Annotated in this window: 15 protein-coding genes; 6 read left to right on the plus strand and 9 right to left on the minus strand. The window is 45.8% G+C overall.

Going from position 1 to position 19,553, the window contains the following annotated elements; all coding sequences use genetic code 11:
• Position 1 precedes the first annotated feature (1 nt).
• Positions 2–1,051, minus strand: coding sequence for an efflux RND transporter periplasmic adaptor subunit (locus tag G493_RS0100170; protein ID WP_028578735.1), 1,050 nt, complete (start codon positions 1,049–1,051; stop codon positions 2–4).
• Between the two features lie 785 nt (positions 1,052–1,836).
• Here G493_RS0100170 and G493_RS33915 point away from each other — a divergent pair.
• On the plus strand, positions 1,837–2,610 hold the full coding sequence (locus tag G493_RS33915) for a PEP-CTERM sorting domain-containing protein (RefSeq protein WP_028578737.1): 774 nt from the start codon (positions 1,837–1,839) through the stop codon (positions 2,608–2,610).
• Between the two features lie 338 nt (positions 2,611–2,948).
• Here the strand turns inward: G493_RS33915 and G493_RS27105 are convergent, their stop codons facing one another.
• The 5 genes from G493_RS27105 to G493_RS0100210 form a co-directional block, all read right to left on the minus strand.
• On the minus strand, positions 2,949–4,367 hold the full coding sequence (locus G493_RS27105) for a radical SAM protein (protein ID WP_153306397.1): 1,419 nt from the start codon (positions 4,365–4,367) through the stop codon (positions 2,949–2,951).
• Positions 4,368–4,810: 443 nt separating this feature from the next.
• Complete coding sequence (gene aspA / locus G493_RS0100195; RefSeq protein ID WP_084813347.1) at positions 4,811–6,679, minus strand: aspartate ammonia-lyase; 1,869 nt, start codon at positions 6,677–6,679, stop codon at positions 4,811–4,813.
• Between the two features lie 215 nt (positions 6,680–6,894).
• Positions 6,895–7,578 (minus strand): TIGR02117 family protein, encoded by a 684-nt coding sequence (locus G493_RS0100200; RefSeq protein ID WP_051308893.1) that lies wholly within the window; start codon positions 7,576–7,578, stop codon positions 6,895–6,897.
• Positions 7,579–7,677: 99 nt separating this feature from the next.
• Positions 7,678–9,492, minus strand: coding sequence for a sensor histidine kinase (locus G493_RS0100205; protein WP_028578740.1), 1,815 nt, complete (start codon positions 9,490–9,492; stop codon positions 7,678–7,680).
• 133 nt (positions 9,493–9,625) lie between these two features.
• Complete coding sequence (locus tag G493_RS0100210) at positions 9,626–10,333, minus strand: response regulator transcription factor (protein ID WP_028578741.1); 708 nt, start codon at positions 10,331–10,333, stop codon at positions 9,626–9,628.
• 182 nt (positions 10,334–10,515) lie between these two features.
• On the opposite strand from G493_RS0100210, the gene phoU reads away from it, so the two are divergent.
• Positions 10,516–11,187 (plus strand): phosphate signaling complex protein PhoU, encoded by a 672-nt coding sequence (phoU, locus tag G493_RS0100215; RefSeq protein ID WP_028578742.1) that lies wholly within the window; start codon positions 10,516–10,518, stop codon positions 11,185–11,187.
• Positions 11,188–11,310: 123 nt separating this feature from the next.
• Here phoU and G493_RS0100220 read toward each other — a convergent pair whose 3' ends face one another.
• Complete coding sequence (locus tag G493_RS0100220; protein ID WP_028578743.1) at positions 11,311–12,450, minus strand: 6-phosphofructokinase; 1,140 nt, start codon at positions 12,448–12,450, stop codon at positions 11,311–11,313.
• A gap of 664 nt (positions 12,451–13,114) precedes the next feature.
• Here G493_RS0100220 and pstC point away from each other — a divergent pair.
• From pstC to pstB, 4 genes are all read left to right on the plus strand, one after another.
• Positions 13,115–14,497: a phosphate ABC transporter permease subunit PstC gene (pstC, locus tag G493_RS0100225; RefSeq protein WP_028578744.1), complete on the plus strand. Its 1,383-nt coding sequence runs from the start codon at positions 13,115–13,117 to the stop codon at positions 14,495–14,497.
• A gap of 25 nt (positions 14,498–14,522) precedes the next feature.
• Positions 14,523–15,794 carry a phosphate ABC transporter permease PstA gene (pstA, locus tag G493_RS0100230; RefSeq protein ID WP_028578745.1) on the plus strand — a complete coding sequence of 424 codons (1,272 nt, stop codon included), beginning with the start codon at positions 14,523–14,525 and terminating at the stop codon, positions 15,792–15,794.
• 124 nt (positions 15,795–15,918) lie between these two features.
• On the plus strand, positions 15,919–16,968 hold the full coding sequence (locus G493_RS0100235) for a PstS family phosphate ABC transporter substrate-binding protein (RefSeq protein ID WP_028578746.1): 1,050 nt from the start codon (positions 15,919–15,921) through the stop codon (positions 16,966–16,968).
• Between the two features lie 246 nt (positions 16,969–17,214).
• Positions 17,215–17,961, plus strand: a complete 747-nt coding sequence (gene pstB / locus G493_RS0100240) for a phosphate ABC transporter ATP-binding protein PstB (RefSeq protein ID WP_232363698.1) — start codon at positions 17,215–17,217, stop codon at positions 17,959–17,961.
• A gap of 140 nt (positions 17,962–18,101) precedes the next feature.
• Here pstB and G493_RS0100245 read toward each other — a convergent pair whose 3' ends face one another.
• Positions 18,102–18,290 carry a hypothetical protein gene (locus G493_RS0100245; RefSeq protein ID WP_028578748.1) on the minus strand — a complete coding sequence of 63 codons (189 nt, stop codon included), beginning with the start codon at positions 18,288–18,290 and terminating at the stop codon, positions 18,102–18,104.
• Between the two features lie 377 nt (positions 18,291–18,667).
• Complete coding sequence (locus G493_RS0100255; RefSeq protein ID WP_028578749.1) at positions 18,668–19,498, minus strand: nitroreductase family protein; 831 nt, start codon at positions 19,496–19,498, stop codon at positions 18,668–18,670.
• Positions 19,499–19,553 lie beyond the last annotated feature (55 nt).

Here is a 19,553-nt window from a genome sequence, read left to right on the forward strand (position 1 = left end):
TTTACTCTTGACCTAAGGTGACTGGTTGGTCGGGCCGTAACCGTTCGTTACCCTCAATGATTACTGGCATGCCCGGGGCAAGGTAGGGGTTATCTGCGGCGATTTTGTCTCCAAGGTATGTGACAATATTTACCGGCAGGATGGTTGCCTTGCCATCTTTGATGGTATAAACAAAATCCTTGCCCTGATGTTTGATCAGTGCAGCTCTGGGAAGAATGGAAAGTTTTTGTTTTTTGCTAATGGGCAGATAGACTGTGGCGCTCATGTTTTCGGCAACGTTTTCCTGTGCCGGAACGCGTATTTTAATAAAAATGTTTTTAGTCCGCTCGTCGGCACGAGGGTCAATGGTAGCAACGGTGCCCGTAATTTCTTTGTTAAAGGCGGTGATAACGATATTGACCTGCTGGCCTTCAGCGATAAACTGGAGCAAGGTCTCTCCCACAGGCACTTTGATAAAGAGATCATTGGTGGAGCCCACTGTCATTACAGGATTTCCCTGTTGTACCCAGTCGCCTACCTCCACTTGTTTTTCCAGTACTATCCCGTCAAAAGGCGCAGTGATGGTGCTTTTTTCCTTTTGCAGGTTGAGCTTTGCCAGTGTCTGTCGCGACGCCTGTTTTTCCATGCGTGCGTTACTGAGACTAAAGGAGGCGTCATCATAGTTTTTCTGACTGGCGCCGCGCTTTTTGAGAAGGCTTTCCTGACGTTCAAAGTCCTTTGCAGCCAGTTCTGCTTCCAGGTCACTCTGTTTGATCCGGGTGTGAGCCAGTTGGATATCTGTCTCAAGTAAATCTGTATTGAGACGAACCAGAGGCTGTCCTTTTTGAATGCGGTCTCCGAGCTGTGCTTCAATGGTCGCAGCCAGACCTGCAACCTCGCTGGAGACCTGACTGACCCTGTCATAGTAAAACAGCCCGATAAAGGGTTTGTTTTTGGCAACATCCTCCTGAATGATCTGGGTGGTTTTTACCAGAGCAGGAGGTTGATCTTGGGCAAAGGCCTGGGAAAAAATGAGAAAGATGAACGCGAAAACAACAGGTAGTGCACGCATTGTGTACCTCAACAGGTTATTCGTGACCTTCCGGGGAGAGATTGGCTGTGCTTGCTTCGCAACGAGGACGTTCGCCCATGCAAGCTGAAGCCTTATTTCCGGATAGATACGGATTGCAGGGAATAGGTTATTGTTGAGTTGCTGTGAAAGATACTTTTCAGTCGGATTGTGTATCAGGATCCGTAAAGAAGTGAAACACTAATATGGCAGTGAAACAATCTCAATTGTTTTTTCTGAAAAATAGGGCTGATGATAAAAAATGGTTCTTTGTCATAGGTGGCGGAAGAATTTTCCCAAAAGTAGAATTGAGTTCAGCCGTTTGTTCTACGCTCAACCTCTTCTCGTGATTAAGCATGAAAGATTGAGCGATAAACAATCTAGTCAGAGAATACACTCTTGGGCAAATACGGAAACTATATAGCCTCAACTTTGATTCTTATCTGTTTGTAAATACCAATAAAGGCGCTGGCTGGTTAGTCCATACCTGTCCATAAATGGATTTTTCGGAGTTTCGTTCCTCCCTTACCTGCCCAATTTTTGCGTTATCCTCGAAGGAAAGCGAAGACGCCGATATTACCTTTATGTTTGTGGTAAAAGTTATCGCATGTCTCGTGATGAAGTATGTTTTTTTCAATCTTGATCAGGGGGTGAAACTTGCTTACTTGACAATCATTCCTAAAAAGTATTATGTTTAAGTTTCCTGAGATTGATATTTGGGTATTTAATGTGTTTTATATCTATGTTATTAATATACTATCTGTTTTAGTAGTAATGAGGTCCAATGTATGAAGAAAATTTTGTCAACAGTATTTTTTGCTGTAATGATAGGGGTATTTGATACAGCATCTGCTGATGTTATCTTATATGATCAAGACTTTGAAAACCCTAACGGCTTTGTCAACAATGGTCATGATGTTAATATTTACAACACTGTAAATAGTCTTTATGGTAACCAACCTGTTGGATTTAGTTTTGCACAGGCATATACAGTGGAAACTCTTCTTGTAACAGGTTCCGAGGCCTTTGGTACAGGCTATTCTGATCCTGCAGGAACAGCAGGTAATTATAGTTTGGGTATGTTGGGCAGCAGACAGAATGATTTGCTTGGCCTGTCTTTCAATGTCGGGGACTATGATTATTTTAATGTCAGTATAGACATTTCAAGTATTGACCTTAGTTCCTATGGGGGGACATTTATAAGTGATGGTGAAGTACCCACCTTTAAATTCACACTCTATGATAACCCCACAGGAACTGTAAATACAGGATATGGAACAATTCTAGATTCTTTTGAACTGCAGGGTACTGCATCAGCACAATCTGTGTTTGATTGGTTAACTGGGGAGTTTTCACTTAATACAGCAGGAAACACAAATGGAAGTGTGACACTGCAAATAGATCTGTTGGTAGGCTCATATGCTGCCCTGGACAATCTTCTTATAGTAGCGTCAAACAATCAGGTAGGCTCTACTCCCGCTCCTGTTCCTGAACCAACTACTATGGTTCTTTTCGGCTGCGGCATCGCTGGTCTCGCTGCAGTACACAGAAGAAGAAAATAATTGTCATTAACGGGAGCACGTGGCGGACATGATTTTTTGTAACCGTTTTTTTTCAAGAGGAGACGGTAGAAAAAGGATTGCTACTTTCTCGTGACTCCCGATTTCTTCAACGTAACTGATCATGGAGCATGTGGCACCTTGCTTCAGTTTTCATTATATCTGTAACTGATCACAGACTCCCCATGGAGTTTCCCACTGGTCGCTTACCTGCTTACAATCGCGCTTGTTCGGATATGAAGCACCAGTGATCAGTTACAGTCCGGAAGTGAGTGAAACCAAGAATATACAGACCCGTGATGAGCTACAAAGAATGTATAATATACATGCTATGCTAATCTTCAATAGTATTCGGCTAGGCCTTCTCGCATATATTCAAAATCGAGCATTTTCTCAGGCAAATCAACCGTTTCTAACGACTGTAAAGCGTGATTATTACCGGGAGCCATAATTACGGACAAGAGGAACGCAATTTGCTCAGGAGAAAGGTCAAAACGGTATGGAGAGGTTTCCCGTTCAATAACGATGCTCATTTTGTTGGAAATAGCAACTTTAGAAAACGGATTGCGATACCCGGATGACTGGCGTTGATATGCAGAACTGTAGAAAACCTGTAAACCGATGTTCGCGAAATCAATGTGCGGCAAAAGGTCAAGGTGGATATACAGTTTTTCTGGACCGTTCATATTCCACAGGGTTGCATTGAAACCTGCGCGTTCAAAAGCTGTGAGGTACTGTGCCAGTACTTCATGGTTTCCGATAAGCAGCAAGGTCCTGATAAAACCGTTCTCTGTCAGCGATTCGTAACTTTTCAGGATAAATGAAGCATTACGACGACGTGCTGCCAGGGCTTGGAATTGGTTTTTGTACGGAAAAGAGCAGTAATTGATTGGAAGTTTTATATTATTTTTTTTGCCATGCAGGAGAAGTTCAAGGGCGGTTAATTCAGAGTCAAGCACAGTTACTTTCTTCCCATGCAGGAACCGATAATTACGGATGACCATCTTTTCAAAATTATATGGTGTGAGCCGCAATTGATGAAGATTAAGATGCTGGACTCCGCAATCATACAGGGTTGGCAGCAAACATTTCATTCGCTCGTTTTCTTCTGGAACGGCGGGGATTTCCACCGTTACTGTAGGGATAACCCCTACTGCATGCTCTAGGTGCCGCATACTGTAGCCTGTGGCTCCAATATCGAAACGTATTTCATCCAAACCGGCACCAGCCAATCTTTTCATGATATCCCTGGTAGCAAGAATTCCATTCGTGTACAGCCAGACGTAGATATTCTCGCCAAAATGTTTTTTGATCGATCGGATAAAACGAACAGATTTATCAAGCGTCAGCAGTGGTTCGCCACCGCTGATACTTGCCCCCTTGAACCCGAAAAGACGCAGGTAGGCAATATAATCTTTGGAATCTTGGAAAGATACGGTGTTTGTCGTTGGCGACCCGACTTCGTCCTGACTGGTAGGACAATAAAAACAATTACCGTTACATTTGCCATTTATAAAGAGGCAGGACCATAGCCCCTCGACGCAGAGCCGACACCCAGGGGAAAGATTTGTCATATCGAGTTTGGTGCCAAGGCAACCGATGGATACGCTTGTGCCCAAATCCAGCAAAATATCTTGGCGTCGTTTGTCCGCCTCAAGCAGTGCTTTTTCATCTGGAAAAAAAAGCCGTTCATAACGATCTTTAAATTCCTGCCTGTTGCCGCTCGTGAAATTGTTTTTTTGTTGTAACGACAGCGCCATGATGAAGAGTCCCGATAATATGAGGTGAAGGGTAAAAGACACTGATGCACAGAAAAGCGGCGCAATGTACAATGAAATTTTGCAAAAGAAAATCTTTTCCTGTCAGGGGGGAGGTACAAAACAAAGAAAAATGGTTAACTGCTCACAGGGCACCTGATCTTTCCGCGATCAGCCTGGTTTACGTATGACTCAATACGCTGCACCAGCCTGCTTGCGAAAACCTCAGGCGCCCTGTAACCAGTTTAAATATGGGAGATATTTAAGCTTGTCCGTCTCTCCTGTGAGTAGTTGCAAAAATGGTTAGCTAGTTGATTTTATTGAAAAAACAGGAGATTATGTCCAATTTTGATATTAGGGATAAATGTGTCCTGGTGCCGGCAAACCCATAAGGCTGAAGAGCCGGATGCGGTTTAATGAATGTATCCGGCTTCACTTCAATTTTGCTACTGGTTTGGGATTTCCCGAGGGTCGGTCATGTTTTCAGGTTTCAGCATTTCATCCAGTTGTTCTTTTGAGAGCAAGCCTTTCTCAAGGACGAGTTCGTAAACACTTCCCCCTGTTTGCAATGCTTCTTTGGCTATGGCTGCTGATTGTTCATACCCTATAACAGGAACGAGTGCCGTGACCAGACCGATACTGTTTTCCACATAGCCTCGGCAAATATCGCGATTTGCCTGGATATCGACGATGCAGCGTGAGGTCAGCGTTACGCAGGCATTTTTCAGGATCATCATACCGTGCAGAAGATCGTAGGCGATAATGGGTTCAGCCATGCAGAGTTCAAGCTCACTTGCCTCTGCCGCCATTGAGACTACGGCGTCGTACCCCATGACCTGGTAGCAGACCTGGTTGACGAGTTCCGGAATTACTGGGTTCACTTTTCCCGGCATGATGGATGAACCAGGCTGCATTGGAGGCAGGTTAATCTCATTGAGGCCGCAACGTGGCCCTGAAGACATCCAGCGAAGATCATTGCAAATTTTGGAGATTTGTACAGCAGCTCTTTTCAGGGTTGCCGACATATGGACGAAGGTCCCTGCATTCTGCGTCGCTTCGACGAGATTTTTAGCTCGACGCAACTCAAGACCGCTTACTTCAGATAGCTTTTTCGTTACCAGGTTGGCATAACCTGCAGGACTATTGATTCCTGTGCCGATGGCTGTTGCTCCCATGTTGATATCACCGAAGTCGTATGCTGCTCGCTCAATGGCCTTGATTGCACTGTCAATCATCATCGCATAAGCGCTGAATTCTTGGCCAAGTGTCATGGGAACCGCATCCTGGTTTTCAGTACGTCCCATTTTCAAAACGTCGGCAAACTCAGCTCCTTTTTTTTCCAACGATACCTTAAGATCTTCCATGGCACGAACAAGATTTTTGGAAGAAATGAGAACAGAGAGTTTGATTGCTGTCGGGTATGCGTCGTTAGTGGATTGCGAACAGTTTACATGATCATTGGGATGGAGATGCTCGTATTCTCCCTTGCTGTACCCCATCAGCTCCAGACCACGGTTGGCGATTACTTCATTGGCGTTCATATTTGTGGATGTGCCTGCGCCTCCTTGAAACATATCAACCGTAAAATTTTCATGAAGGTTACCTGCCAGGAGTTCATCACAGGCCTTGCAGATCGCGTCTTTTTTGTCTGTGGCCAGTCTGCCGAGCTCACAGTTTGCAAGTGCCGCAGCCTTTTTTACCATGGCAAGGCCCTGGATAAGGTGCTCGAAGTTGCTTACAAATATGCCGGATATCGCAAAATTTTCCATGGCCCGCTGGGTTTGCACACCATAATATACGTGATCAGATATTTCACGCTGGCCAAGTGAGTCGTGCTCAAGACGAAAACCGCTCACATCTACTTTTGCCTGTTCATGTGTTCTGTGCAGTTCTTTAGAGAGAACCCTGAGGCGCCTGTTAATCCCGACGGCAATCCTTGAGACTATCCTGTAGAAAATATCTGGTTGGTTTTCCCTGTATGCGTTGATTTTTTCTTTGGAAATCTGCCAGATTGTGGTGCCGTTTTTGGTGTATGCACCGTTTGAGTGTGAATCACCATCAAGAAAGGCGCCTTCACTTATTAACGCGCCGGCTGACATCGTCCCAATATGACGTGAAGATCCATGGAGTCCGCGCACGAGCTCCACATCACCTTTGAGGATGATACCCGCCCACTGTCGTGGCATTGATTGCTGAAATAACCATTCGTTGGGTTTATACGTTTTCTGCTCTCCCTGTTCGAAGAAAGCCGTCAGATCATTGATACTTATCCCTGAGGCTTTTGACGCCTGCTTGAGAATGGTGTGCCATGATATTCATGGGGTTTCCTCTTGATGGGCTTTTTTAAAGAATACTACCGCTAGAAAACCGAACACTACTGGAGCTGCAATGCTTAGAGATATGGTTATCGATTATAGCCGATTGAGTGCCACGAATTCGATGTAACTGGTCTCTGAGGATGTATGTCTTTGATTTCGTTTGCTTATGGATGGTGATTCACTACAGCCTTTTCTGCTTTTCGTAAGCATAATTATTCTGTACATGGACGGGCATTCTTTTCTAAATACTTCATAATACTGCCGGATGTTAGCTTAAATACAGGTTGAATTTCCAAACCAGCACTTTTCAACGCTTTTGCAATCCATTTATTACATGTGTTGAGAAGATAATAGCGTCCTTGGGCTGTATAAAATTGACTATTCCCATAAATACCGGTTCTTAGTGGAACTGTTGAATGTGTTGGTGTGTAAAGGAAGCTTGATTGAAGAAATATTTTCAGCGAGTCAAGTTCGTTGTCTGAGAGACATGTTGAAATAACAGGCTCACCGTTAAAATATTGTGCAGGCAGGGTAGAAATAGCAACGAGATGAAGCACAGCACCTTCGGACCAGAACATGGCCTGTAATGTGAGACCAGTCGTGATTTGCTGAGCCTGGTAAAATCCTTTATCTCCCCAGCCAATCTCATAAAAATCTGGCATCCCGAAACGTCTTTCCAGTCCCGGAACAGCTTCATTGAGAATTGCTCCGGAAATAATAAGTCCGGTATGCCAACCATGACTTACAATATAAACAAGGTGCGATCTAACAGGCTGGGCTTCTGGTATTGGCTGTACGGCGTATGGCTTTGCCGAGCATGCGGATAGCAACGCGGTTAAACATGTATAAAGTAAAAACAGTCGTAACTGGTTACTTGCAACCAGCTTTGTTTTCATTGGCAACTATAATGTTCATATGTGGTTTCATTCATCAGGCAGCTGTTGACTGGCAATGGGTCACTGTGCGGGTAACCAGTTGCTTTCACTTGTAATTAGTTAGGCAGACTGTGCCTTTGCTTCCTCAATCGGGATAGATATCGTAAAGGTGGAACCCTTGCCAACTGTACTTTTTACATCTACATGACCCTTGTGGGCATTGGCAATATGCTTGACGATGGACAAACCTAAGCCTGTGCCCCCCTGATCACGCCCTCGACCCTTGTCGCAGCGATAAAAACGCTCAAACAGTCTTGAAAGATGTTCTCTGGCAATTCCCGGCCCTTGATCGACAACACTGATATTGGCATATTTTCTTCCTTCCATGGTTTCACTGCAGTAGGAACGCAATGTTACAGGGGTATTCTCAGAACTGTAGCGAATGGCATTGATTAGCAGGTTGATAAGAGCCTGCTCCAGCAGCGGCTGGTTTAAAGGTGCTTCCAGTTCCGGATCATCCTCAATGTTGACAGCGATCTGTTTCTTCTCTGCAGCTTCTTTGCAGCGCTGTTTTACCGATGTCAATAACTCGGTAATGGAGACCGGAGTGAGGTCTATACTTTCTGTATTCACAGGGTTTTCAACCCTGGAAAGCACCAGAAGATCATCAATAATGTCATCGAGCTTGTTGCTTTGCTTGGCTACCACCTGCAGGAATTTGAGTGACTGTTCCTTGTCTTCCAGGCCGTCATCGAGAATAGTTTCCACATACCCTTTAATTGCCGTAATCGGGGTTTTCAGTTCATGGCTGACATTGGCTACAAAATCCTGGCGTATGTTTTCCAGACGATTGAGTTTGGTTAAATCGTGCATAACCAGCAATGCGCCGATGGTCTCATTTTCAGCGCACAGGGGAACTGCGTGAGTCTGTAACTCAAGGCGTGTACTTTTATCATATATGGATACCTGTTCTTTTTGCAGGTTATTCTCCGTCAGCGCCCGGTCAAGCAGTTCCAGAAGCTGCTGGTTGCGTATGATACCTTGCACCATCTTTCCTTGTACCGATTCAGCAGAAAGAGAAAACATATCAGAAGCAGCCTTGTTCATGCGCAGGATTTTTTTATCTTTGTCTATGGCAACCACGGCATCTGCCATACTGGAAAACACAGCTTCAAGTTCATTACGTTGCTGTATAATCACCCGCACCCGACGGTTGATCTCTTCCACCATCTTATTGAGCGCGCCTGCCAGGCCCGCAAGTTCAACAGACATATAATCACTGTTGATTTTTACCATCTGATCAATGCGGCCTTTGGTAAGCTGCTCGGCACCTCGCTTCATTTCCTCAATGGGACGGCTGATCATACGGGCCAGCTGATACGCAAGAAGTGCAGCTATGATCATAATAGCAATACCCACCCAAATCATTTTTTTAAATGCCTTGTTAAGCATGGCGTTATAAGGCGTGGTGGGCAAGGATAAGCGAAGAACAGCATTTCCGCTTTTTCCAAGTTGTGTCGGGATAGCCACATAGAGCATTGATTGGCCAAGGGTGTTGCTGTATCTCTGCGATGCTCCTATCCTCCCTTTAAGTGCCTCTGCCACTTCAGGTCGAGTGGCATGGTTCTCCATAACTCTGTAATCTTCATTGGAATCGCTGAGTACAACGCCTTTTGTATCTATCAGTGTGATTCGAGTCCCTGCGCTACGACCTGCCTGTCTGACATATTGATGTAATGTTTCGCGATCATGCTGGTACAGATATTTAATGGGAGGTTCAATGAGACGGGTTCTCGATTCTATTCCGGCCTGCAGCCGTTCAATATAGAATTCCCTTCCCTGCTCAGTGGAATACCAGCCGATAAAGAGGATAGCAACCAGGGTGATGAGCACAGTGCCGGGGAAGATCTGCCAGAAAATTTTTGTATTACGCATGTGCTATGTTATATGTGAAGGTTCAGGATGCACACAGACTTCAGAATATGCGCAAGGTGTTACCGCAGGTATGAAGATGGTCGTGTAGCTCAGAGACGATGACAGGATAGAGTGTATAGGTCTGTCAGAAGTTTCAGTCAGTTTCTTTCATTCTATATCCAATGCCACGAACTGTTTCTATGTAATCGCCTGTATCTTCGAGTTTTTTACGTAGCCCAAAAATCTGTACATCCACAGCTCGAGGTGTGATCATGTAGTCATATCCACGCACATGGTCAATGATCTGTTGTCTGGAAAACACCCAGCCAGGTCTGGCTGCAAGCAGGGAGAGGATAGTAAACTCAGTAATGGTTAAGTGGACTTTTTCGCCATTGACCCGGACTTCATGTCTGCCTGGATGAATTTCCATGCCATGCAGACGAATGATTCCGTGCTGGTCTTCGGTTGCCTGATCAGTTGAAGGGGCAGGTTTCCTTCTCAGAATAGCCTCTATACGGGCAAGCAGGACCCGGGGGCTGAAAGGTTTGGTGACATAGTCATCGGCACCGGATCCCAGACCGCCTACAATATCGTCTTCTTCACTTTTCGCCGTCAGCATGACGATGGGGATGGAACAAATTTTTTCCTGACTGCGTATTATGTTACATATTTCAACGCCATCTTTGCCCGGTAGCATCAAATCCAGTACAATGGCATCAATAGGTTCTTTATCAAGGTACTGGAGTGCTTCTTCTCCACTGTCAGCACAACTGACGTTGTAACCGGCCTTAATCAGGTTGTAACTTACTAATTGTTGAATATCTGCATCATCCTCAACAACCAGGATGCGATTCTTTCCCACTTTTTTCTCCTTATTACAGGGTGATTATTTCATAGAACAGATTACCCTGTGGTCAGGCTGTTGCAACAAAAAAGAAATAGATTAATGATATCCTAACGTAAAACTAACGGCGGGGCAATGGATTACGGCTTATATATATGCTGCGATAGTATCTTTAATGATTCAGCTAAAGGAGGCTGTGCGTGAGTCGGCATATGTTTTTCCACAGGGAAATCGACAAACTGAAAAAGGGAATACTCAACCTTGGCGGAATGGTTGAAGTACAGGTGCGTAACGCCTGTGCATTGCTTGGAAAATATGATGAACAGGCAGCCCGGGAGCTGATGAATTCCGATTGGAAGATTGATGATGCGGAAATTGCAGTAGAAGAAGAATGTCTGAAAGTTCTTGCGCTCCATCAACCTGTTGCCCGTGATCTGCGTCTGATTATTGCCATTATTAAAATCAACAATGAGCTGGAGCGGATAGCTGATATTGCCATTAATATTACCAAGCGTTTAATCACCATTCAGAAACATACCCCTGTCAATTTCAGTTTTGATTATCAGCCAATGGCTGAGCAAGTCCTGGAAATGCTAAAAATCAGCCTTGACGCGCTGGTGACAGAGGATGCCACCCTGGCTCGCAAATTATTTGTAATGGATGAAGAGGTAGACAGTATGCGTAATATGGTATACCGGGAGGTTATTGCAGAAATTCAAGGCGGAAATACTGCAGGTGCAACAGGCCTGGTCAACCTCTACCTTATTGCCCGGCATTTGGAGCGTATAGGGGACAGAACCAATAACATTGCGGAAGAGATAATTTACCTGGTGGAGGGAGAAATTGTTCGTGGAGGGGGAGAAGCTGTTTAAGGGTCGCTGAAAATAATAAATATCCAAAAAATGCGTGGGATAATGGTTTGGTAACGTCGTCGCGTCAATGGTTCCATGCTGCCGTATTGAGCCATTGATGCGACGACGTTAGTACAGGGCGGTTTATTTTGTTTCCTGACCGAGACAGGTACCTGTCTCCAGTGCTGATTTGACCCAGGGATGATTCTGGGGAATGAGTTTACGAACTCCAACTACTTTCTCCAGAGGAACCAGCTGTGTTGTTTCCCCGCGAACTGCGACCATGCAGCCAAATTTTTTTGCTGCAATGGCATCCACACAAGCTGTCCCCAGACGTGTAGCCAGAATACGATCTGCGGCTGTTGGCGTGCCTCCTCTCTGCAGGTGTCCCAGTATGGTGAGCCGGCTTTCCAGGCCCGTCAACTCTTCCAGCATGCTTGTCAGACGCAGGGTGTTGTTGGTTTGTGAGGATTTGAACTGTTGGAGTAATTCTGCTATTTTACCGAGTTTTTTTTCATCCTGATTCTTTTTGGCTTTTTGTTTCTTTTCAAGCAGTTCATTGTATTTATTGGCGTTTTCTTTTGAGAGCGCTCCTTCTGAAACAGCCACAATGGAAAAGTTTTTACCACGATGGCGGCGTCGACGGATTGCTTCAGCCACTACATTGATATCATAGGGGATTTCCGGAATCAGGATAACGTCTGCCCCACTGGCCAGTCCGGCACCGAGTCCCAGCCAGCCCGTGTTGTGCCCCATGATTTCAACAACGATGATGCGATGATGGCTGTGTGCTGTTGAATGAAGCCTGTCAATGGCGTCCGTAGCAATTGACAGGGCAGTATCAAAACCAAATGTGATATCGGTTTGTGCGACATCATTGTCAATGGTTTTGGGCAGGGTAATAATGTTCATGCCTGACTTGGACAATCGGTAGGCATTTTTTTGAGTTCCTCCACCGCCAATGCAGATGAGTGCATCCAGGTGATGACGTTCGTAATTATCCATCATCACTTCGGTCATATCCTGCATTTTTGAGCCCACGGGCATTTTGTGAGGCTTATCTCTGCTGGTACCGAGTATTGTTCCGCCAAGGGTCAGAATGCCGGAAAGAATGTCGCCTTCAAGTTGGACTGTCCTGTTCTCCATAAGACCACGAAAGCCGTCGCGAAAACCTATCACCCTCATACCGTATGTGCTGAGGGCACTTTTTCCTATGGCTCGAATGGCTGCATTTAAACCAGGGCTGTCACCGCCGGCTGTGAGAACACCAATACATTTTCCCATAACTTTCTCTCCGCACTATGCATATTTGTTTTCCAGGGTATGCGCATGGCATACATCCTGATATAATCATTTTTTTGTTTCTTACTATGCAGTGTATCATAACTCTATACAATACAGAAAAGAGCATATGTGTTTCCTGTAGCATGAAGCACCAGGCATTCCAGATAAGGGGCTCGGAAAAAAGATATTCTCCAACCTTGTTGGTTTGTTATCTAATTCTCATGACTGTCTCCGCGGATCAATACGGTCAGTGCGGAACCAATGAGAAAGTCATGAGAATGGGTCTGTATCCTGCGCAATTTTGGGAGAGGTGTTATTTCCCGCGACCTTAACGAATGTCTGTCCATCAATGGTCTTTTCCGAGCCTCGTTCCTCGCTTACCTAAACTTGAGCAAAAATCCTCATTTCTGGACAGACACTAACCACTGTTCATAATGCCAGAGGCATCGCTCAGTTATGGATTCGGGGCAAGGCCGGTCTATTCATTCATGCTGTCACTGATGTTGTAGGTGCTGTTAACACTCTGTACAGAAATAATACAATAAGCATATTCTTTCCGGGCTGACAACCGGTCTAATGAAATCCTAACTTCTTTCGAATAGTCGTTTAATACTGGCTCCATACTATGTAGTTTCATTAAGACACCATGCATGGAGAGTTTATTATGTCACCAAACCTGTTCTTAGTCGTTTTGCTGGGGATATCAGCCCTGGCCTATAGGCAGGGAAAGAAAAAGGCCTTTGCCTCTGTTACCGAAAAGAGTCAGAGACTCCACTCGCTTCCCAATTATTATGGAGTTCTCACAGCATTGTGGTGTTTTATACCGGCTATTCTCATTTTTTTGCTGTGGCAGTTATTTTCCGATTTCATTCTTACTGGCATTGCCATGCAGGATGTTTTTGCCAATACTCCCCATCTCAGTCCTGCAGAACAGAATTTGTTGATTAATGACATGCGCAATATGGTGGCGGGTGTCGTTAGTCGTGTTGATGCAAACCCGTTGGTTGAGCAGGCTGTTGAGCGCTATCTGAATATACGTGTCATAAGCCATATGGCTCTGGGGGTAATCATGCTGATTGCTGCCCTGATCCCCGGATGTTGGATTTATACCCGCATTAAACCTGAGTTTCGGGCGAGAAACCACGTAGAACAAATTGTGGAAATTCTTCTTATTCTTTGCTCCACCGTTGCCATACTGACCACTGTAGGCATTGTCCTGTCCGTACTGTTTGAATCCATTCGTTTTTTTCAGCAGGTTCCTTTGTGGGATTTTCTGTTCGGCTTGAAATGGAGTCCGCAGATGGCTATCAGGGCTGATCAGGCTGGAAGTTCCGGCAGCTTCGGCGCTGTGCCTGTCTTTGCCGGGACATTTATGATATCAGGTATTGCCCTGGCCGTAGCCGTTCCCATTGGGCTGATGTCTGCTATATACCTTTCCGAATATGCAGGCAAGAAGCTGCGGGCTGTTGTCAAACCTCTGCTTGAGATCCTTGCCGGTGTTCCCACCGTTGTCTATGGCTTTTTTGCAGCATTGGTTGTAGCTCCTCTTATCCGGGATATGGGCCTAACCATGGGAATGTCTGTGTCTTCAGAAAGCGCACTGGCCGCAGGTCTGGTTATGGGCATCATGATTATTCCCTTTGTCTCTTCCCTTTCAGATGATGTGATCAATGCCGTACCACAGTCTTTACGTGATGGTTCGTATGGTCTCGGTGCAACAAAAAGTGAAACTATTAAAAACGTTATCATACCCGCCGCACTGCCCGGAATAGTAGGTTCCATTCTCCTGGCAGCTTCCCGGGCCATCGGTGAGACTATGATCGTGGTTATGGCAGCAGGTCTGTCTGCAAATCTTACGGCCAATCCTCTGGAGGCTGTGACCACGGTAACCGTACAGATCGTAACCTTGCTGGTAGGGGATCAGGAGTTTGACAGTCCCAAGACACTGGCGGCCTTTGCTCTTGGTCTATTGCTTTTTGTCACTACTCTCATGTTGAATGTGGTCGCCCTGTATGTTGTACGCAAGTACCGCGAAGAATACGAATAACCTTCATGGGAAACGGAATAGAATCATGAAAACAGAAAATACTTCAACCATGCAGGTGGTGAACAGCGGGCTGGCCAAACGATACGCCAAAGAAAAGCGCTTCAGGATGCTTGGTATCGGAGCGGTAGTCATCAGCCTCCTGTTTTTGGTAATCCTGTTCAGTTCCATTGTGGGGAATGGTTATACTGCATTTCGTCAGTCAGTTATTGTGCTTGATATTCATTTTGATAAACAGATTCTGGATGTCAGTAATCTGCGCTCTGCAAATTATGCCAAACTGGTCAAGGATGCCATGTCCGGTTTGTTCCCCGATGTTACAGGCCGAAGCGACAAACGTATGCTGCATCGTCTTGTGAGTTCAGGGGCGGCGTTTCAACTGCAGAAAATGATTATTAAGGACCCCAGCCTTATTGGCCGGACCGTAGAGGTGCGAGTGCCGGCAGACGATGAAGTTGACATGTTTATCAAGGGATATATTCCTAGAAATGTGCCGGAATCCGAGCGCAGGATATCCGATCAGCAGATGGCCTGGATTGATCGCCTGGTGGACTCAGATCGTCTGGAGCGAAGGTTTAACACGACCTTTTTCACTGCTGGTGATTCCAGAGAGCCTGAGCTATCCGGCATCAAAGGTGCTGTGACCGGATCTTTTTTTACCTTGTTGGTCACCCTTGTTCTTTCATTTCCCATCGGGGTTGCAGCAGCTGTCTATCTTGAAGAGTTTGCCCCTGTAAACAGATGGACAGATTTTGTGGAAGTAAATATCAACAATCTGGCAGCTGTACCTTCCATTGTTTTTGGACTCCTTGGCCTGGCAGTGTTTTTAAACTTTTTCGGATTTCCCAGGTCAGCACCTTTGGTCGGCGGCATGGTTCTTACCCTCATGACATTGCCCACCATAATTATTGCCAGCCGGGCTTCCTTAAAATCTGTACCGCCATCCATCCGTGAAGCTGCACTGGGGATTGGAGCGTCAAAATTGCAAACAATAACCCACCATGTGCTCCCTTTGGCAATGCCCGGCATGATGACAGGAACCATTATCGGCATGGCCCAGGCCTTGGGTGAGACGGCTCCTCTGCTGATGATTGGTATGGTGGCATTTATCGTTGATATACCTGGTGGAATAACTGATCCGGCCACAGTACTTCCCGTACAGATTTATTTATGGGCAGATTCTCCTGAACGGGCCTTTGTGGAGAGGACATCCGCTGCCATCATGATTTTGCTTGCCTTTCTTATTTTGATGAATGGTACTGCTGTGCTTCTGCGTAGAAAGTTTGAGCGTCGTTGGTAGTTGTTGGAGATTATTGGAAAACAATAATCATACCTATTCTTAACATTGTTCAAATAGAGCCGGGCTATACATTGTATCTTGTTATGATCAATTGTATCTCTATTTATCTTTACAGGAGCGAGTTATGTTGAAGAAAACATGTATTTTTGCAGTGGCAACTCTACTGGTTGGTACTGCAGCGGGTAGTTCTATGGCTGCCGGACGTGATTACATTTCCATTGTTGGATCTTCCACCGTCTATCCTTTTGCCACCACCGTTGCCGAACAGTTTGGTAAAACGAGCAAGTTTAAAACGCCTAAAATTGAGTCTACAGGATCAGGCGGTGGTATGAAACTTTTTTGCGCCGGTGTGGGGGTAGATACTCCGGATATCACCAACGCTTCGCGAAGGATTAAAAAATCCGAGTTTGAGAGCTGTCAGAAGAATGGTGTGAAGGACATTGTTGAGATTAAGGTCGGATATGACGGCATTGTTGTGGCCAACGCAAAGAGTGCTCCCCAGTTGAAACTGACCAGAAAGGAATTGTTCCTGGCCCTCGCCAAACAGGTTCCTGATCCACAAGGTGGAGAGCAGCTGGTTGCAAATCCTTACAAGACCTGGAAGGAAGTCAACAGCGAACTGCCTGATACCGCTATCGAGGTACTTGGTCCTCCGCCAACTTCCGGTACTCGCGATGCCTTTGTGGAACTCGTTATGGAGAAAGGGTGTTCCGAATATGGGTTTATCAAATCTCTTAAAAAGTCTGATAAGAGTGAATTCAAGGCAGTGTGTCACACTGTACGGGAAGATGGAGCGTATATAGAAGCTGGTGAAAACGATAACCTGATCGTACAGAAGCTTGAGGCAAATCCTGCAAGCCTTGGTATCTTCGGTTTCAGTTTTCTGGATCAGAATACGGACAAAATCCAAGGGTCTCTGGTTGAAGGTGAAGCACCGACTTTTGAAAATATTGCAGATGGCAAATATCCCGTCTCCCGGCCATTGTATTTTTATGTAAAAAAGGCCCATGTTGGTGTGATTCCCGGGATGGAAGAGTATCTTGCTGAATTCACGGCAGATCGCGCCTGGGGTGAAGACGGATATCTTGCAGAAAAAGGATTGATTCCTGCACCTGCTGAAGAACGGAAATCTTTTGCTGAAGCAGCAAAAGAACTGGCTCCGTTGAACATGTAATAACTTTCTACTGATGATGTGATCAACCTGCGTTATAGTAGATATTGATAATATGCCGGATCCTTCCGTACAGGAAAGATCCGGCGATGCATATGGCAAGGTTTGAAAATGGCGATGGATACGGTAATTGATATGGCAGATACCTTTGGAGTTGGCAAACAGGTACATGAGCAGGAAGTGACAAAGGCTCTCTCCCGTGAGGATGATAGTCAGACCGTTGGCGCTCCGTTTGTCGATGCCCCCCGTATGGTTTGCCGCGATGTCAATGTATACTATGGTGAGAAACAGGCCATCAGCAACGTCTCTCTGGATGTGGCTGAACATGAAGTCCTTGCCATGATTGGGCCATCAGGTTGCGGCAAATCCACTTTTCTTCGCTGTTTGAACAGAATGAATGATACTGTAGATATCTGCCGGGTAACCGGAGAAATTCTGCTGGATGGACGAAATATATACGATAAAAGTGTAGATGTCGTGCCGTTGCGAGCACAGGTCGGCATGGTGTTTCAAAAACCTAATCCTTTTCCCAAGTCAATTTTTGAAAATGTTGCCTATGGACCTAAAATCCACGGACTGACCAACAGCAGGTTTGAGCTGCAGGATATTGTGGAAGATTCTTTGAAAAAAGCGGGTTTATGGGATGAGGTCAGTGACCGCCTGGATCAGCCGGGGACAGGACTGTCAGGAGGGCAGCAGCAACGTCTGTGCATCGCACGGGCAGTGGCTGTCCGGCCTGAGGTGATTCTTATGGATGAGCCCTGTTCTGCGCTGGATCCCATTGCCACTGCAACAGTTGAGGATTTGATAACTGAACTACGGGAACATTACACAATTGTGATTGTAACTCACAATATGCAACAGGCTGCACGCATTTCCCAGCGCACAGCGTATTTTCATTTGGGAAGGTTAATAGAAGTGAACCCGACTGACCAGGTTTTCACCAATCCAAGGCATCGGTTGACGGAAGATTATATTACCGGGCGTTTCGGTTGAATATGCCTATTTTTAAGGTGTTGCGCGCTCTGTGAGCGGCATGAGCGGCAAGGATGGGTGCAAGGCATTTCCCGGATGTGCTGTCGTCTCTCAGCCAGTGAAGGACCGGTAATACCTCGTGTGTCACCGGTCCTTTGTTCTTATGCATAGGTGTCAATTCGCTGGGTCCCCACACCGGTTACCCTCTCTGTCTCAGGACGCTCCGGGCTTTTCCCCTGCTCACGTGACATATCAGCTTTTTCCTCGGTTCTCTGGAGGTTTTGCTGGCTGTCTTCAGCTCTATTCATGATAATTTCACGTCCTGCTGACGTTGCACTGTTTATTTCCATCAGGTACCTCCATGTATCCTTCTTGCTCCATACCCGAATCCGTGACTACCCGGTGCGCGAATGTTGGTAAGTATTTCTTCTTACCCCTAATTTTTGCATGAGGTGCAGCCTCAGAACTTTCGAACCGCCCCAATGGACGTTCAGGTATATATATAGAATATCGCATGAAAGGAGGCTGGTCAATGGGTGATTCTGCTTTATGTGTAGCATGCCGATGGCTTGATAATGAAGGAATCGTAGTGATTTCTGTTACATGTTCTCCCTTTGTGCAAAAACATATCGCCTGGTGCAAATTGTAAAAAAATATTTACCCCAGGCAGGTTGTCAGCCGGAATTTTTCATGTGTCAATTCTAATGTATCTTTACGCTGCCCCTTATCAAAAAGCAGTGACTTTCCGAATACCCACTGTGTCTCGCTGTACAGTGCGATGATACTTGACAGCCGGTTTGCCAAACAGCATGACATATCCGAGCATGTGGTCATCGGGTATACCCAGTTTTGCAGGGGTTTCCGGAAGAATTGAAGTAAAAGCCCACTTGGCAAGGCCGTCCCACAGCGTTCCAACGCCCATTGAGGCCGCCATAATTTCAAAATACGTCAGGGCTATGTAACAGTCCGCCTCAGGAGAAGGACCGTTTTTTGGGGAAGAAATAATCAACATGTGCGGGGCCTTACGGAAGAGAATGTCATTGCCACTGTCCCATGCCCGGATAATACCTGCGAAAAATTCCAACCCCTGGGGGAGTTGTTCTGCTTCCGCCTGTTTACGAATTCCTGCAATGGTCTGCTGTCTGATCTGTTCCATCACAGCCTGATCCTCGACCAGAGTAAACAGAAACTGGCGGTTATTGACTCCTGTGGGGGCATTGCCTGCCACTGTCAGGAGTTTTTGTATTGTTGCCTGTGACAGTGGACGGGAAGAGTACCTGCGAACCGATCGTCTGCCCCGAAGCAAGGTTTCAACCTGCATGGGTGTTGGCAGGTTGTTGTGAAGATCTATGGAATCGTCAGGGGATATACCAAAGACAGATAACGCACCAGTAGGACAGATGGCAAGGCAGTGCTGGCACCTGATACATTGATCAGCCTTCTCCTCATCCACACAGGGTTGTTCATTCATCATCTGTAATATGGCATAGGGACAGTCGTCAACACACATGCCACACCCTGTACAACGATCTTGGTCGATTTGCAGTTGTAAATCCATGGCAACTCCTGAAAAAAATGAATAATAAAATAGCGTTGAAATACAAGTTACTCTA

Source organism: Desulfogranum japonicum DSM 18378 (assembly GCF_000429945.1).
Lineage (GTDB): Bacteria > Desulfobacterota > Desulfobulbia > Desulfobulbales > Desulfobulbaceae > Desulfogranum > Desulfogranum japonicum.